15 protein-coding genes are annotated in these 14,141 nt (G+C 66.0%); 4 read left to right on the forward strand and 11 right to left on the reverse strand.

Features of this window, described 5'->3' with window-relative positions; translation table 11 throughout:
• Genes tatB through ACZ5R1_RS19875 form a run of 3 tightly spaced genes read left to right on the forward strand, consistent with a single transcriptional unit; the run spans position 1 to position 1,858 of the window.
• Positions 1–357 carry a Sec-independent protein translocase protein TatB gene (gene tatB / locus ACZ5R1_RS19865; protein ID WP_007161604.1) on the forward strand — a complete coding sequence of 119 codons (357 nt, stop codon included), beginning with the start codon at positions 1–3 and terminating at the stop codon, positions 355–357.
• Entirely contained in the window at positions 354–1,151 is a 798-nt protein-coding gene (gene tatC / locus ACZ5R1_RS19870; RefSeq protein ID WP_007161603.1) for a twin-arginine translocase subunit TatC, read from the forward strand. Before tatB ends, tatC begins: the two co-directional genes overlap by 4 nt.
• Positions 1,148–1,858 (forward strand): 16S rRNA (uracil(1498)-N(3))-methyltransferase, encoded by a 711-nt coding sequence (locus ACZ5R1_RS19875; protein ID WP_115946661.1) that lies wholly within the window; start codon positions 1,148–1,150, stop codon positions 1,856–1,858. Before tatC ends, ACZ5R1_RS19875 begins: the two co-directional genes overlap by 4 nt.
• Positions 1,859–1,943: 85 nt before the next feature.
• Here ACZ5R1_RS19875 and mdoH read toward each other — a convergent pair whose 3' ends face one another.
• The 4 genes from mdoH to pip form a co-directional block, all read right to left on the reverse strand.
• The gene (gene mdoH, locus ACZ5R1_RS19880; protein WP_027602896.1) at positions 1,944–4,541 is read right to left on the reverse strand and encodes a glucans biosynthesis glucosyltransferase MdoH; all 2,598 of its coding nucleotides are present in this window, start codon (positions 4,539–4,541) and stop codon (positions 1,944–1,946) included.
• Positions 4,534–6,054, reverse strand: a complete 1,521-nt coding sequence (locus ACZ5R1_RS19885) for a glucan biosynthesis protein G (protein WP_394337623.1) — start codon at positions 6,052–6,054, stop codon at positions 4,534–4,536. Before ACZ5R1_RS19885 ends, mdoH begins: the two co-directional genes overlap by 8 nt.
• A 213-nt stretch (positions 6,055–6,267) precedes the next feature.
• On the reverse strand, positions 6,268–6,705 hold the full coding sequence (gene dtd / locus ACZ5R1_RS19890) for a D-aminoacyl-tRNA deacylase (protein WP_027602894.1): 438 nt from the start codon (positions 6,703–6,705) through the stop codon (positions 6,268–6,270).
• Entirely contained in the window at positions 6,702–7,667 is a 966-nt protein-coding gene (pip, locus tag ACZ5R1_RS19895) for a prolyl aminopeptidase (protein WP_027602893.1), read from the reverse strand. Before pip ends, dtd begins: the two co-directional genes overlap by 4 nt.
• A 132-nt stretch (positions 7,668–7,799) precedes the next feature.
• Here pip and ACZ5R1_RS19900 point away from each other — a divergent pair, with 132 nt between their 5' ends.
• A complete protein-coding gene (locus ACZ5R1_RS19900) occupies positions 7,800–8,603 on the forward strand; it encodes a cysteine hydrolase family protein (protein WP_074584064.1) in 804 nt (267 codons plus the stop codon).
• A gap of 17 nt (positions 8,604–8,620) precedes the next feature.
• Here ACZ5R1_RS19900 and ACZ5R1_RS19905 read toward each other — a convergent pair whose 3' ends face one another.
• The 7 genes from ACZ5R1_RS19905 to ACZ5R1_RS19935 form a co-directional block, all read right to left on the reverse strand.
• Positions 8,621–9,115, reverse strand: coding sequence for a YbhB/YbcL family Raf kinase inhibitor-like protein (locus tag ACZ5R1_RS19905; protein ID WP_027602891.1), 495 nt, complete (start codon positions 9,113–9,115; stop codon positions 8,621–8,623).
• A 16-nt stretch (positions 9,116–9,131) separates the two neighbouring features.
• Positions 9,132–9,695, reverse strand: a complete 564-nt coding sequence (locus tag ACZ5R1_RS19910) for a lipocalin family protein (protein WP_007161595.1) — start codon at positions 9,693–9,695, stop codon at positions 9,132–9,134.
• On the reverse strand, positions 9,692–9,946 hold the full coding sequence (locus ACZ5R1_RS19915) for a hypothetical protein (RefSeq protein WP_007161594.1): 255 nt from the start codon (positions 9,944–9,946) through the stop codon (positions 9,692–9,694). Before ACZ5R1_RS19915 ends, ACZ5R1_RS19910 begins: the two co-directional genes overlap by 4 nt.
• A 64-nt stretch (positions 9,947–10,010) precedes the next feature.
• Entirely contained in the window at positions 10,011–11,924 is a 1,914-nt protein-coding gene (speA, locus tag ACZ5R1_RS19920) for an arginine decarboxylase (protein ID WP_007161593.1), read from the reverse strand.
• An 86-nt stretch (positions 11,925–12,010) separates the two neighbouring features.
• The gene (locus ACZ5R1_RS19925; protein WP_115946659.1) at positions 12,011–12,355 is read right to left on the reverse strand and encodes a translation initiation factor Sui1; all 345 of its coding nucleotides are present in this window, start codon (positions 12,353–12,355) and stop codon (positions 12,011–12,013) included.
• A gap of 143 nt (positions 12,356–12,498) precedes the next feature.
• Complete coding sequence (locus tag ACZ5R1_RS19930; RefSeq protein ID WP_115946658.1) at positions 12,499–13,050, reverse strand: NUDIX hydrolase; 552 nt, start codon at positions 13,048–13,050, stop codon at positions 12,499–12,501.
• On the reverse strand, positions 13,050–14,066 hold the full coding sequence (locus ACZ5R1_RS19935) for a DUF2333 family protein (protein ID WP_007161590.1): 1,017 nt from the start codon (positions 14,064–14,066) through the stop codon (positions 13,050–13,052). Before ACZ5R1_RS19935 ends, ACZ5R1_RS19930 begins: the two co-directional genes overlap by 1 nt.
• Positions 14,067–14,141: the final 75 nt, after the last annotated feature.

Consider the following 14,141-nt stretch of genomic DNA (forward strand, 5'->3'; position numbering starts at 1 on the left):
ATGTTCGGAATCAGCTTTCCCGAAATGATGCTGGTGGGGTTCGTCGCCCTGCTGGTGCTGGGCCCGGAACGCCTGCCCGGTGCTGCGCGCACCGCGGGTCTGTGGATCGGTCGCCTGAGGCGCAGCTTCAACAGCATCCGCCAGGAAGTGGAGCGCGAGATCGGCGCTGACGAAATTCGCCAGCAGCTGCGCAACGAGCATATCCTGTCCATGGAACAGCGCGACAACCGGCCCAAGCCTGCCGCTTCCACCCCGGAAGCCCAGACCCCACCGGCCGCCGTTGCTCCGCCCATGCCCCAGGACGTGGTTGCCGAACGCCCGCAGGATCCGCCCCAGACGCCGCCAAGAGCACCATGAGCGACAAGCCTTCCGAACACGATGACCAGGAAATGCCCCTGGTCTCGCACCTCACCGAATTGCGCACCCGCATCCTCAGATGCGTGCTGGCGACCTTTCTGATCTTTCTCGGGCTGTTCTACTTCGCCCAGAAGATCTATGCCTTCGCCTCCGAGCCGATCCGCCGCGTCCTTCCCGAAGGCGCGACCATGATCTCCACGGACGTCACCTCGCCGTTCCTGGCGCCCTTCAAGCTGACGCTGGTGGTGTCGCTGTTCATCGCCATGCCGGTGATCCTGCACCAGGTCTGGGGGTTCGTCGCGCCTGGGCTCTATCGTCACGAGAAGAAGGTCGCCATCCCGCTGCTGATCTCCAGCATCGTGCTGTTCTACGCCGGCATGGCCTTCGCCTACTTCCTAGTGTTCCCGATCATCTTCCACTTCTTCAGCAGCATCACGCCGGAAGGCGCCATGATGATGCCGGATCTGAACGCCTATCTGGATTTCATCCTGACGCTGTTCTTCGCCTTTGGCGTCGCCTTCGAGATTCCGGTGGCCACCGTGCTGCTGATCTGGATCGGCGTGGTCGATGTGGCCTACCTGAAGAAGATCCGCCCCTACGTCATCATCGGCTGTTTCGTGGTCGGCATGATCCTGACCCCGCCGGACGTCTTCTCCCAGACCATGCTGGCCGTACCCATGTGGCTGCTGTTCGAGATCGGCCTGCTGTTCGGCCGCTTCGTGCAGAAGCGCGAGCGCCCGCTGGCCGACGAAGACGCCGCCCCCGAAGCCCAGCCGCCCGCCGAACGTCCGTGAATCTGATCCTGCTCGAAGCGGCCGACTTCACGGCCGCTGACCGGGTCGTGCTGCGCGATCCGCGCCGTCTCGCCCATCTGCGCGAGGTCCACCAGGCGGCCGCCGGCGACCGGATGCGCGTCGGCCTGCTGGATGGTCTGATGGGTTCTGGCCAGATCGAGTCCCTCGACGCCGGCCAGGCCTGCCTGACCGTCACCCTCGACCAACCACCGCCGGCCAAGCTGCCGCTCACCCTGCTGCTGGCCCTGCCCCGTCCCAAGATGCTGCGCCGGGTACTGCAGACGGTGTCCGCCATGGGCGTCGCGCGCCTGGTGCTGCTGAACAGCTACCGGGTGGAAAAGAGCTTCTGGCAGACCCCGTTCCTGGAGCCCGCGGCTATCGAGGAGCAATTGCGCCTAGGACTGGAGCAAGCCCGGGACACGGTGCTGCCGGAGGTGCTGATCGAAAAGCGATTCAAGCCCTTCGTCGAGGATCGCCTGCCCGCGCTCGTCGCCGGCACCCGCGGCCTGGTCGGTCATCCGGGCAACTACCCAGCCTGCCCTCGCGCCCTCAGCGAGCCCGTGACGCTGGCGATCGGTCCCGAGGGTGGCTGGATACCCTATGAGGTCGAAAGGCTGCAGGAAGCGGGTCTGGCGCCCGTACAGCTCGGTGAGCGCATCCTGCGCGTCGAGAACGCCGTACCCGCCCTCCTCGCCCGCCTGTTCTAGCCCGCCTGTCTTAGTCCGATCAGGGACAAGAAAAAGCCCCGGCGTCTCGCGACACCGGGGCTTTTTCAATGCGCGGAGCGCCGCCTCAGGAGGCGGGCCGCGGGGTCAGGCTGGCCGGACTGGCTGCGGCATCCGCGGCCGAGTCGCTGTGGGAGCGCGGCCGCAGGGTAGCGTAGGCTTCCCGCCAATTGCGGTGCTCTTCGGCCTTCCAGACCTGCAGGTGCAGTTGCGCCATGCCGTCCGGGTCGCTGAGCAGACGCCACTGGTCGTCGCCCTTGGTCTTCTCGGGACCGGCGGCCAGGACCCGGGCCACCCGCTCTTCGCGCAGCCGGCGTGCCGGCTCCACCACCTTGCCGTGGCGACCGCGGGCCATGCCGATGGCCAGGGCATTGAGCACCGGATCGACGGTGGCGCGCAGGAAGCCCCTGGTCAGGGCGTTGCGGTTGTTCAGGTGCAGGTACTCGTCGGTCGCCACCAGCTCGCGCGGCGGTGCGTACTCTTCCGGGATCAGGAACAGGTGATGGCGGCGACTGCCCAGACCCAGGTTGGTCCGGCTGGAAATCACCGACACCGGTGCCGACAGGATCAGCGACACCACGATGGGCGACAGCCACCAGAGGAAGCGCGGATCCAGCCAGGCCACGCCGGCGGTCCAGATCAGACCGAGCAGCATCTGCGAACCATGGCGGCGGAAGGCTTCGCTCCAGGGCGTGTCGTTGTCGTCCCGCTGGGGCGAATTCCACTGCACCGACCAGCCCAGGAAGGCGGCGGTCACGAACACCGTGTGGAACAGCATCCGCACCGGTGCCAGCAGCACCGAGAAGAGCATCTCCAGCATCATGGAAAGGAACAGCCGCAGGCCGCCACCGAATTCCTTGGCACCCTTGGCGATGATCAGCACCACGCTGAGCAGCTTGGGCAGGAACAGCAGGATCAGGGTGGTGGAGAACAGCGCGATGGCCTGCTCCGGATGCCACTGGGGCCAGACCGGGAACAGCTGGCGGGGCTGGAAGAAGTACTGGGGCTCCAGCAGCTTGTGGATCGCCAAGAGCGCCGTGGACAGCACCAGGAAGAGGAACCACAGCGGCGCCGACAGGTAGGACATCACCCCGGTGAGGAACACCGCGCGGTGTACCGGGTGCATGCCCTTGACCAGGAACAGCCGGAAGTTCATCAGGTTGCCATGGCACCAGCGACGGTCACGCTTGAGTTCGTCCAGCAGGTTGGGCGGCAGTTCTTCGTAGCTGCCCGGCAGGTCGTAGGCGATCCACACGCCCCAGCCGGAACGCCGCATCAGCGCCGCTTCGACAAAGTCGTGAGAGAGAATCGCACCGGCGAACGAACCCGTGCCCGGCAGCGGTGCCAGGGCGCAGTGGTCGATGAACGGCTTGACCCGGATGATGGCGTTGTGGCCCCAGTAGTGGGATTCACCCAGCTGCCAGAAGTGCAGGCCGGCGGTGAACAGCGGTCCGTACACGCGGGTGGCGAACTGCTGCAGGCGTGCATACAGGGTGTCCATGCCGGACGCCTTGGGCGCGGTCTGGATGATGCCGGCACGCGGATTGGCTTCCATCAGCCGGACCAGGCTGGCCAGGCATTCGCCGCTCATGACGCTGTCGGCGTCGAGCACCACCATGTACTTGTACTGGCTGCCCCAGCGACGGCAGAAGTCGTCGATGTTGCCGCTCTTGCGCTTCACCCGACGACGACGACGGCGATAGAAGATGTGGCCGAAGCCACCAACCTCGCGGCACAGCTCCAGCCAGGCCTTTTCTTCGGCTACGCATTTGTCCGGATCGTTGCTGTCGCTAAGGATGAAGAAGTCGAAGTGCTCCAGCTCGCCGCTGGCGCGGACCGACTCGTAGGTGGCGCGCAGACCGGCGAAGACCCGTGGCACGTCTTCGTTGGCGATGGGCATCACCAGGGCGGTACGCGACTGGGGATCGATCGGCTCGGTGCCGGTGGAACTGGCCGAGATGCTGTACTTGTCGCGGCCGCTGAGCAGTTGCCAGAAGCCCATCAGGGCGGTCCAGAAACCGGCGGACACCCAGCAGAACAGCAGGGCGAAGAGCAGCAGGATGCTGGTCTGCACCACATAGGGCAGTACCTGGCGGATGGACTCGCCCCAGCCCTGACGGTAGACCTCGCCGAGATCGACCAGCGCCCAGCCCTGATAGGGCAGCACGGCCTTCATGTACCAGGTGGCGATGCCGGTCTGCACCAGCATCAGGATCAGCAGGATGAAGCGCCGGAAGGAACCGACCTTGCGCCAGTGCGCATGGGCATCGGCTTCGGGATCGGGTTGCCAGCGGCTGTGATCCTTGCGGCCGAGCAGCCGCTTCCAGCTCCGCGCCACGGGATTGGTGCGCCAGGGATCGGGCACCATCATGGAGCGGGTCATGGGCGGGGTGGCCTTGATGAAGACGCGACCCTGGGCATCGCTGCCCAGCAGCTCGCCATCCTCCAGGGTATCGTCCCAACCGGCGGCCAGACGCGCTTCGGTGGAGGCGATCACCGCCTCGGCACCCTGGGCGCCTTCGCCGCGGGCACCGGCCAGTTGCCGGTGCAGCGACTCGACGTCCGCCGTCTGGTCCAGCACCTGCCGTTGCCCGGCGGGCAACGGCAGGTGTTCGAGGTAGTCGCCAGCAGCGGCGACCGAGGTATCGCGGGTGGTGTTATTCATTGGCAGGTAGCTGGTAAGTCCAGGTTTCGCTGAGCGGTTTGTCACCCTGGGCGAGGTTGGCGCGCATTTCCACCGGCTTGGTCTGATCCTTGACCTTGAGTCTCAAGGTCAGGCGATAGCCCTTGGTAACCGGGTTGTAGCGCACAGAGTTCTCGACCAGTTCACCGTTGGCATCCAGGCTGACCTGGGAGCCGACCTGCGAATCCTCGGGCAGGTCATCGAGGTTCGGACCTTCGAAGTCGATGATATAGGCCAGGCTGCCATCGGTCTGGCGCACCAGGTTGGACTGGCGCACGTCACCGGTGGACAAACGGGTCTGGGAGACCCAGGCCAGGTCCTTGGTGTGCAGGTTGGGTTCGTCGGTGGTGAAGTGCAGGCGATAGCTGACATCGATCGGCTGGCCCTTCTCCGGCAGGGTGTCCGGCGTCCAGAAGGCCACGATGTTGTCGTTGGTCTCGTCCGGGGTGGGGATTTCCACCAGCTCGACGTGACCCTTGCCCCAGTCGCCCTTGGGCTCTACCCAGCCGCTGGGACGCTTGTCGTAGCGCTCGTCCAGGTCCTGGTACTTGTAGAACTCGTGGCCACGCTGCAGCAGACCGAAACCGCGCGGATTCTCGATGGTGTAGGTGCTGACCGACAGGCGGCGCGGGTTGTTAAGCGGACGCCACAGCCACTCGCCGTTGCCGGCATGGATGGCCAGACCGTTGGAGTCGTGCAGTGCCGGACGATAGTTGACCTGGGCGCTCGGCTGGTTGGGGCCGAACAGGTACATGCTGGTCAACGGCGCGATACCCAGCTTGTTGACGTTGTCGCGCAGGAACACCTTGGCTTCGACGTCGACGGTGCTGTCCTTGCCGGGAGTCAGCACGAAGCGATAGGCACCGGTGGCGCGCGGCGAATCGAGCAGCGCATAGATCACCAGGTTGCGGCGATCCGACTGGGGCTGTTCGACCCAGAATTCGGTGAAGCGCGGAAATTCTTCGCCGGACGGCAGCGCGGTGTCGATGGCCAGGCCACGGGCGGACAGGCCATAGACCTGGTTCTTGCCGATCACGCGGAAATAGCTGGCGCCGAGCATGGTCATCAGCTCGTCATGCTTGTCCGCCTTGTTCAGCGGATAGAGCACCTTGAATCCGGCGAAGCCGAGATCCTTGAGCTGGGCCTGGTCGACCTGCAGGTTGCCGAAGTTGAACATCGAGGGATCGTATTTGATCTCTTCGACATTGTTGGCGGTGACCTCGTTGATCTTCACCGGCAAGCTGTAGTGCATGCCCTCGTGATAGAAATTCAGGCGGAAGGGCGTCTTTGCATCCTTCCAGTAGGCCTTGTCCTGATTGAAGGTGATCTGCTGATAGTCGGCATACTTCATGCCGCTGAAGGATGCGGGCAGGTTGCTCTTGGGCGCGACGAATTTCTGGCCGGAGAGTTCTTTGGCCTTGGCGGCCACGTCGTCCAGGCTGAAGGCCAGGGCCTGGGCACTGAACAGACCCAGAGCGACGGAGAGCCCGATCAGGGCGAAGCCCTGCTTGCCCGGCTTAACTTTGGAATGAGATAACACGCAGCCTCCTAAATCAGCGTACGAATACGTTTGGCGACGGGTGGTCGCGAAACGGATAGGCAGAGGTCCGACTCCCGCAGGGGTCAATGATTCCCCAGTTGGACGACCGTTCAAACTCGAACTGCGCAATCATAGACACTTGGCAGGGCGCTGTAAGGGGCGCCCTCACTAAATCGACAATAAAAATGTCACTGGTCCGTCGTTGACCAGGGAAACCTGCATGTCGGCGCCGAAACGACCGGTCTGGACCTCGGGATGAAGGTCGCGGGCGAGGCCTACCAGATGGTTGAACAGCCGCTCGCCCTGGGCCGGTGGCGCGGCGCTGGAAAAGCTCGGCCGGCGGCCGCTGCGGGTATCGGCGGCCAGGGTGAACTGGGAGACCAGCAGCAAGCCGCCGCCGACGTCCTGCAGGGACAGATTCATGCGCTGCTCGCCGTCGGCGAACACCCGGTACTCCAGCAGTCGCTTGAGCATGCGGCTGCAGGCGGCCTCGTCATCCGCCGGCTCGATACCGACCAGGACCAGCAGGCCCGCGCCTATGGCGCCGACCGTATGGCCCTCAACCTCGACGCTGGCGCGGCTGACCCTTTGCAGCAGCGCCTTCACTCGGCCTCCTGGGGCAGATCGAGCAGCTGGCGGGCGATCTGATCGGTCGCCCGCACCAGGGCGTCGCAGATACCGGGCTCGCTGGCCGCATGACCGGCGTCGCGGATGATCTGCAATTCGCTGCCCGGCCAGGCGTGGTGCAGGGCCCAGGCATTGTCCAGCGGGCAGACCATGTCGTAGCGGCCGTGCACGATCACCGCCGGGATATGGGCGATCCGGGGCATGTCGCGCAGGAGCTGGTCGGGCTCGAGGAAGGCATTGTTGATGAAGTAGTGGCACTCGATGCGGGCGATGGCCAGGGCGTGCTCGCTGAATTTCTCCAGCACGTCGGGATTGGGCCTCAGGGTCACCGTACGCCCCTCCCAGCAGGACCAGGCGCGCGCGGCGGACATCTGTGCCAGTTCGTCCGGACCGGTCAGGCGGCGATAGTAGGCCTGGATGAGGTTGCCGCGCTCTTCCTCGGCGATGGGGTGCAGATAGTCCTGCCAGAAATCGGGAAACAGCCGGCTCGCGCCTTCCTGGTAGAACCACTGCAGATCCACCGGGCGGCAGAGAAAGATGCCGCGCAGGACCATGGCCTTGACCCGCTCGGGATGGCGCTGGGCATAGGCCAGCGCCAGGGTCGACCCCCAGGAGCCACCGAACAGCACCCATTGCTCGATGCCCAGGTGTTCGCGCAGGCGCTCGATGTCCTCGACCAGGTGCCAGGTGGTGTTGTTCTCCAGGCTGGCATAGGGCGTGGAGCGACCGCAGCCGCGCTGATCGAAGGTGACGATGCGGTAGAGATTGGGATCGAAGAAGCGCCGGCTCAAGCGATCGCATCCGGAGCCGGGTCCGCCATGGATGAACAGCACCGGCAGACCATCCGGCGAGCCGCTCTCATCGACATAGAGCACATGGGGCGCTTCGACGGCCAGCTCGTGGCGGGCGTAAGGCTTGATTTCCGGATACAGATTCAGCATGTCGCGCTCCGCGGGGCAGGGTCGGCCCCTTCATCATAGACCTGCACCTTACCGGGTTTCCACGCTACCCGGGCTTGCTTCGCGTCCAGTGGCACCCGCACCATCGACGGCCAGTCGCCCGAGGAGATCGCCATGTCCCATGCCAAGCTGCAGTTGCTGCTGATCGATCCGCAAAACGATTTCTGCGACCTGCCGGGTGCGGCCCTGCCGGTGCCCGGTGCGGTGGCCGGACTGCGGCGCGTCGCGGCCCTGATCGAGCGCCTGGGTGCCCGCCTCAGCGGGGTGCAGGTGACCCTGGACTCCCATCAGCCGCTGCACATCGCCCATCCGCACGGCTGGCAGGATGCCCAGGGCCAGCCACCGGCGCCCTTTACCCAGATCGGTGCGGACGAGGTGGCCAGCGGTCGCTGGCAGACCCGTGATCCAGCCGAACGTGCCCGGGCGCTGGCCTATGTGCAGGCGCTGGAAGCCGGGGGTCGCTATCGCCTGGTGATCTGGCCGGAGCACTGCCTGGTGGGCGGCTGGGGCCATGGGGTGCAGCAGGATGTCCATCAGGCGCTCAATGCCTGGGGCCGGCAGCAGGGACGCCTGGTGGATTTCATCGCCAAGGGCAGCAATCCCCATACCGAACATTATTCGGCGCTGCGCGCCGAGGTCCCGGATCCGGCGGACCCGGGCACCGCGGTGGACGCTGGCCTGATCGCCCGCCTCCAGGCGACCGATACCCTGTTGATCGCCGGCGAGGCGCTTTCGCACTGCGTGGCCAGCACCGTTCGCGATCTGCTGGAATTCTGGCCGCGGGAGAGGCGCCAGGACCTGGTGCTGCTGACCGACTGCAGTCATTCGGTACCGGGCTTCGAAGCCCAGGGCGACGCCTTCCTCGCCGAGATGCGCGCCGCCGGCATCCGCCTGGCGACCTCGACGGACGTGCTCTAGCCCGTCCGTCCGCGGCCCTACTTGATCTCGTAGAGACCGGTGTAGGTCGCCGAAGCCAGCTGGTTGAGGTGGATCATGAAGCGACCGACCGCATTGGTCGCGTCCGCCGGCACCGGCAGCTGATCGACCTTGAGCGCATGCAGCTGGAAGATGTAGCGGTGCGGCTTGTCACCCTTGGGCGGCGCCGCGCCGCCGAAGCCGCGGGTGCCATAGTCGTTGATCAGCTGCAGGGCGCCCGCCGGCAGACCCGAGCCATCGGCGCGGCCGGCGTCTTCCGCCAGGCCCTGGGTACCGACCGGGATGTTGACCACCACCCAGTGCCAGAACCCGCTGCCGGTGGGGGCGTCCGGATCGTAGACGGTCAGCGCCAGGCTCTTGGTATCGGCCGGCAGATCGGACCACTGCAGCGCGGGCGAGATGTTGTCGCCGTGGGCACCGAAGTCGGCCACGTCGAATTCGTGGCGCTTGGGCATGAAGGCGTTGTCGGAAAAGGCATCGGTCCAGAGTTTCACGGGGAGCTCCTGTGGCCTAGGGCATGTGGGCGTCGGTCTCGCGCCAGACCAGACGATTGAGGTTGTAGCCCTTCTCGCGGGCGATGCGCAGCAGCTTTTCGCTCTGCGCCGCGGAAATGTCGGGCTTGCGCGCCAGCAACCAGAGGTACTTGCGATCCGGACTGCCGACCAGGGCGGTCTTGTAGTCGTCGTCGACATAGAGGATCCAGTAGGGTCCCTTGGCGACATTGGGCAGGACACCGCTGAACCAGGTATCGAAGCGCACTTCCAGGCGATCGGTCACGCCCGGCTTGATGGGGGTGGCGGTGCCGGTGGCTTCCTCCACCTTGCCGTCCAGGGTACGGCAGCGGTTGAACACGGCGACCGAGCCGTCGGCCATGACGTGATAGTTGGCTTCGGACTGGGCGCACTTGCGCTGGAAGAACATCGGCAGCCGCGCCACCTCGTACCAGTGTCCCTGGTAGCGCTGCAGGTCGACATTGCCCGCGGTGAGCGGCGGGACTTCGCGCGGGCCGCTGGCGCAGGCCGCGAGCAGTCCGGCGGCACCCGCCAGCAGTAGCAGTTTGGTAGAGGTTTTCATCGCAGACCCTGCCCGGCGAACATCGCCACCTTATCGTTGAGATACTGCACGCTGATGAAGGAGCCGCGATCGCCCCAGGTACAGGTGGTGACGCCCAGGGCACCCGCGCATTCCGTGGGTGCACCCAGAATCTGCTCCACCTCGGCCTTGGTCTGGCCGGCCTTGAGCCGGGAATAGTTTTCCTGATTGACCTTGCCGCAGCCAGCCAGCATCAGACTGCCCACCAGCAACAGCGCCAAGCGCCCTTTCATACCTCTGCTCCTCCATCCTGACGGCAAGGCTATAGAGCCCGCCCGGCCGCCAGGGTTCGCTTCGTCAGCCGGCGAGATAGGAGGAACGGGTCAGGCCCAGGCGCATGGCGTCGAGGAACTGGGTGCGCTCGCGCGCGGTGAGGCGCGCACTGGCTACCTTGTCGCGGTAGTAGGTCATCAGCTCCTCGGGCGAGAGGTGCACGTACCTGAGCATGTCCTCGATGGTGTCGTGGGTCTCGATGCCCCCGTGACGCACACTGCCGTCGGCGTCCTGGTAGACGTTCACCGAATCGGTGTCGCCGAACAGGTTGTGCATGTCGCCGAGGATCTCCTGGTAGGCGCCCACCAGGAACACCGCCAGCAGATAGTCTTCGCCCTCGCGCACCTCGTGCACCGGCAGGCTGGTCTCGATGCTCTGCTCGTCGACGTACTGCTTGATCTTGCCGTCGGAGTCGCAGGTCAGGTCCTGCAGCACGGCGCGGCGCACCGGCTCCTCGTCCAGGCGGGTCAGGGGCACGATGGGCAGGATCTGGTCGATGGCCCAGGTGTCGGGCAGGCTCTGGAACACCGAGAAGTTGCAGATGTACTTGTCGGCCAGCTTGTCGTTGAGTTCGTCGAGCACCTGGCGGTGGGAACGCTGGCGCGCCTTGAGCTGGTTGTAGAGGCGACGGCAGATGGCGAAGTAGCACTGCTCGGCCAGGGCCTTGTCGCTCAGGCTCAGGGTGCCGGCGGCGTACTGGGCGGCGGCTTCGCTGACGTACTGGGTGGCGCGCCAGTAGGTCTCGGTGACCATCTCCGGATCGGTGTCGCCGAGCAGCTCGGCCAGCCACTGCACCACCTCGGCCTTGCCTTCGAAGCGCTCGCTGGCCGGCACGCTGTCGTTGTGGCGCTCGACGTCGGTGACCTGCATCACCAGCATGGCGTGGTGGGCGGTCATGGCGCGACCGCTTTCCGAGAAGATGTTCGGATGCGGCAATTCCTGCTGGTCGCAGAATTCCTTGAGCATGCCGACCACGGTACCGGCGTAGTCGTCCATGTCGTAGTTGATCGAGCTGGCGTTGCGCGAGTGGGTGCCGTCGTAGTCGACGCCCAGACCGCCACCGACGTCGATGTGGTCCAGCGGCAGACCCAGGGCGCGCAGCTCGGCGTAGTAGCGGATGGCTTCGCGGAAGCCCTGGCGGTAGTCGGCCAGGTTGGCGATCTGCGAGCCCATGTGGAAGTGCAGCAGGCGCACGCCCTGCTCCAGGCCGGCGGCGCGGAAGCGCTCGATCACCGACAGCAGCTGGGCGGCGGAGAGACCGAACTTGGACTTCTCGCCACCGGTGTCGGCCCATTTGCTCGACGCCAGGGACGACAGCCGCACGCGCAGGCCGACCTGGGGCGTGACCTTGAGCTCGGCCGCCTCCTCGATCACCAGCGGGACCTCGGATTCCTTCTCGATGACGATGAAGACGCTGTGGCCCAGCTTCTGGCCCATCAGCGCCAGGCGGATGAATTCGCGGTCCTTGTAGCCGTTGCAGACGATGGTGCCGCCCTTGGGCGCCAGCGCCAGCACCGCCATCAGCTCCGGCTTGGAGCCGGCTTCCAGGCCGATGGAGACGTCACGGGTGGCGATGATGTTTTCCACCACCGCTTCCTGCTGGTTGACCTTGATCGGATAGAGGGCGGTGTAGCGGCCCTGATAGTCGAGGCGCTCGATGTTGCGATCGAAGGCACCGGTCAGGTGGCGCACCTGGCCCTGGAGGATGTCGGGGAAACGCACCAGCAGCGGCAGCGACAGCCCCGCTTCGCGCAGCTGGCCGACCAGCACATGGAGGTCGATCGGCTGGCCGTCCGGGCCGTGGGGGCGGACTTCGACGTTGCCGGCGTCGCTGATGGCGAAGTAGCCGGCACCCCAGTGGCGAATACCATAGACGCTGCGGCTGTCCGCCACGGTCCACTGGCTGCCGTCATCTTTGCGCGTGCGTCGTGGGGACATTCGCGGGAATCTCCTGTAGGGAATCTTGCTTTGGATGGACCGCCGCCAGGGGCGGTAAGTTGTACGCGGGGGCTGGAAGGCCTGGCCTAGCCGCCCGATCTCCTGGTCTTGAAGCCGCGTTTTTCGAGTTCGCCGAGCAACAGGTCGACATGGTCGCCCTGGATCTCGATGACGCCATCCTTGAGCGCCCCGCCGGTGCCGCAGCGGCGCTTGAGCGCGCTGGCCAGGTCCTTGAGCGCTTCCTCGCCCAAGGGCACGCCGCTGACCGTGGTCACCGTCTTGCCGCCACGACCCTTGGTCTCGCGGCGCACCCGGGCGATGCCGTCGCCCGCCGGAGCCGCGGCCTGGGGTTCTTCCGGGCGAATGCGGCCGACGTCGGTGGAGTACACCAGCCGGCTGAGATCCGACAGCGACGAGGTTTTCTTGCTCAAGGGACGGTCCTCCCAGTCGGGTTCAGGCGCCGGGCGCCTGGAGGAAGCCTTGGACGCAGCGCCGGCCGGCACGGGCCGCGCTGGTCCGGGGCCGCGCAATGTAGCAGCATCGTCCGCGGATGCTAAGGCGCGAATGCGAGAAATTAAGGCAGGGATGCGACATCCGCGCGGCTGAGCGCCAGCTGCAGGGCTTCCAGCGAATCCGGGCAATAGGGTCGCTGACGCGCGTCATCGAGGATGGCCGCCGGGGCCAGGAAGCGCGCCTCCAGCACCTCTTCCGGTTGCAGCCGCAACGGACCGTTCCAGCGCGCGCTGAACACGCCGCCCCAGAGGCGATTGCCCGGCTCCTCGAAATAGAAGGTGCCATGGGCGCGCAGGGGCACGCCGCTGACGCCCAGTTCCTCGGCCAGCTCGCGAGCGGCCGACTCCGCATAGCTCTCGCCCGGCGCCACCATGCCGCCGGCGGCGACGTCCCAGTAGCCCGGGTAGAGCGCCTTGCTCAGGGTGCGCCGGTGCACGCAGAGTTCGCCGGCGTCATTGAACAGGAGGATGAAGGTGCAGCGACCGATCAGGCCGCGGGCACGCAGTTCCGCCCGCGGCAATTCACCCTGGATGCGGTCGTCGCGATCGACCCAGACCACCCCTTCCTGGTCGGAGGCGGCGCGATGCGCCGCTTCGCGAGCGTCCGGCGTCATCAGCCCTGTTCCAGCAACTGGCGCAGGTCGATGATGGCGGCGTTGGCGCGGGAGATGTAGTTGGCGATCACCAGCGAGTGGTTGGCCAGAATGCCGAAGCCGCTGCCGTTGAGGATCATCGGACTCCAGACCGGCTGCTGCGCCGCTTCCAGTTCGCGGATGATCTCGCGCACGTTCACCGTGGCGTTCTTCTTGGCCAGGGTGTCGGCGAAGTCGACCTCGATGGCGCGCAGGATGTGCGACAGCGCCCAGGCCTGACCGCGGGCCTCGTAGAAGACATTGTCGATCTGCAGCCAGGGCGTCTCGACGCGCTGCTCATGCACCTCCGGCACCTGGCCGGCGGGGATGTCCTGGTTCGGCCGCACCTCGGCGTCCAGGCGAACCCGACCGACGCTGGCGGACAGCCGCTGGGACAGCGAACCCAGGCGGGTCTCGACATCACCCAGCCAGTTGCGCAGGTTGTCCGAACGCGAATAGAAGTAGGCGGTGGGCTGGCCCTGGGCATTCTGGCCACCCAGGCGCGCCAGGTAGCGGTCCAGGGAGGCGATGCCGGCGCGGTATTCCGATTCCGACGAGGGCATGGCCCAGCTGTGGTTGTCGAAATTGAAGCGCGGCTCGGCCTGGGCCAGGTCGACGTCCTCGGTGGACTGCGACTGGGAACGGGCGAAGTCCTTGCGCAGGGCGCGCGCCAGGTCGCGGGTCTGCACCAGCACGCCGTATTCCCAGGACGGCATGTCGTCGAGCCAGAGGCCCGGCGGGAAGATGTCGTTGGAGAGATAGCCACCCGGTTTGTCCAGCAGGGTACCGGCCACCTGCTTGAGGGTCTCGACCGTGGTGTAGCCAAGCACCAGCTTGCGCCCGCTGGCAGCGGCCGCCTCCTGGGCATGCTGCTGCACCGGGAAGAAATCCGGTTCGCGACTCCAGTACCAGCCTATCGCCAGGGTGACCAGCAGGTAGAGCGCGACCAGCACTGCCACCAGCCGGAGCCATCCCGACCTCAAGTTCCACTCCCGCATGGGCAATTCCTTGCAATGTTTTCAAAGGTGTTGGCGCTTGGACCCCTGCCCGCGGCGCCGGTTGCGCAGCCTTGG

The organism is Pseudomonas sp. Pso3 (assembly GCF_055393275.1).

Excerpts from the sequence above, each read along its gene's own strand:
- tatB (WP_007161604.1), top strand. The coding sequence starts at position 1 with ATGTTCGGAATCAGCTTTCCCGAAATGATGCTGGTGGGGTTCGTCGCC.
- ACZ5R1_RS19915 (WP_007161594.1), bottom strand. The coding sequence starts at position 9,946 with ATGAAAGGGCGCTTGGCGCTGTTGCTGGTGGGCAGTCTGATGCTGGCT.
- tatC (WP_007161603.1), top strand. The coding sequence starts at position 354 with ATGAGCGACAAGCCTTCCGAACACGATGACCAGGAAATGCCCCTGGTC.
- ACZ5R1_RS19930 (WP_115946658.1), bottom strand. The coding sequence starts at position 13,050 with ATGACGCCGGACGCTCGCGAAGCGGCGCATCGCGCCGCCTCCGACCAG.
- speA (WP_007161593.1), bottom strand. The coding sequence starts at position 11,924 with ATGTCCCCACGACGCACGCGCAAAGATGACGGCAGCCAGTGGACCGTG.
- pip (WP_027602893.1), bottom strand. The coding sequence starts at position 7,667 with ATGCTGAATCTGTATCCGGAAATCAAGCCTTACGCCCGCCACGAGCTG.
- mdoH (WP_027602896.1), bottom strand. The coding sequence starts at position 4,541 with ATGAATAACACCACCCGCGATACCTCGGTCGCCGCTGCTGGCGACTAC.
- ACZ5R1_RS19910 (WP_007161595.1), bottom strand. The coding sequence starts at position 9,695 with ATGAAAACCTCTACCAAACTGCTACTGCTGGCGGGTGCCGCCGGACTG.
- ACZ5R1_RS19900 (WP_074584064.1), top strand. The coding sequence starts at position 7,800 with ATGTCCCATGCCAAGCTGCAGTTGCTGCTGATCGATCCGCAAAACGAT.
- ACZ5R1_RS19935 (WP_007161590.1), bottom strand. The coding sequence starts at position 14,066 with ATGCGGGAGTGGAACTTGAGGTCGGGATGGCTCCGGCTGGTGGCAGTG.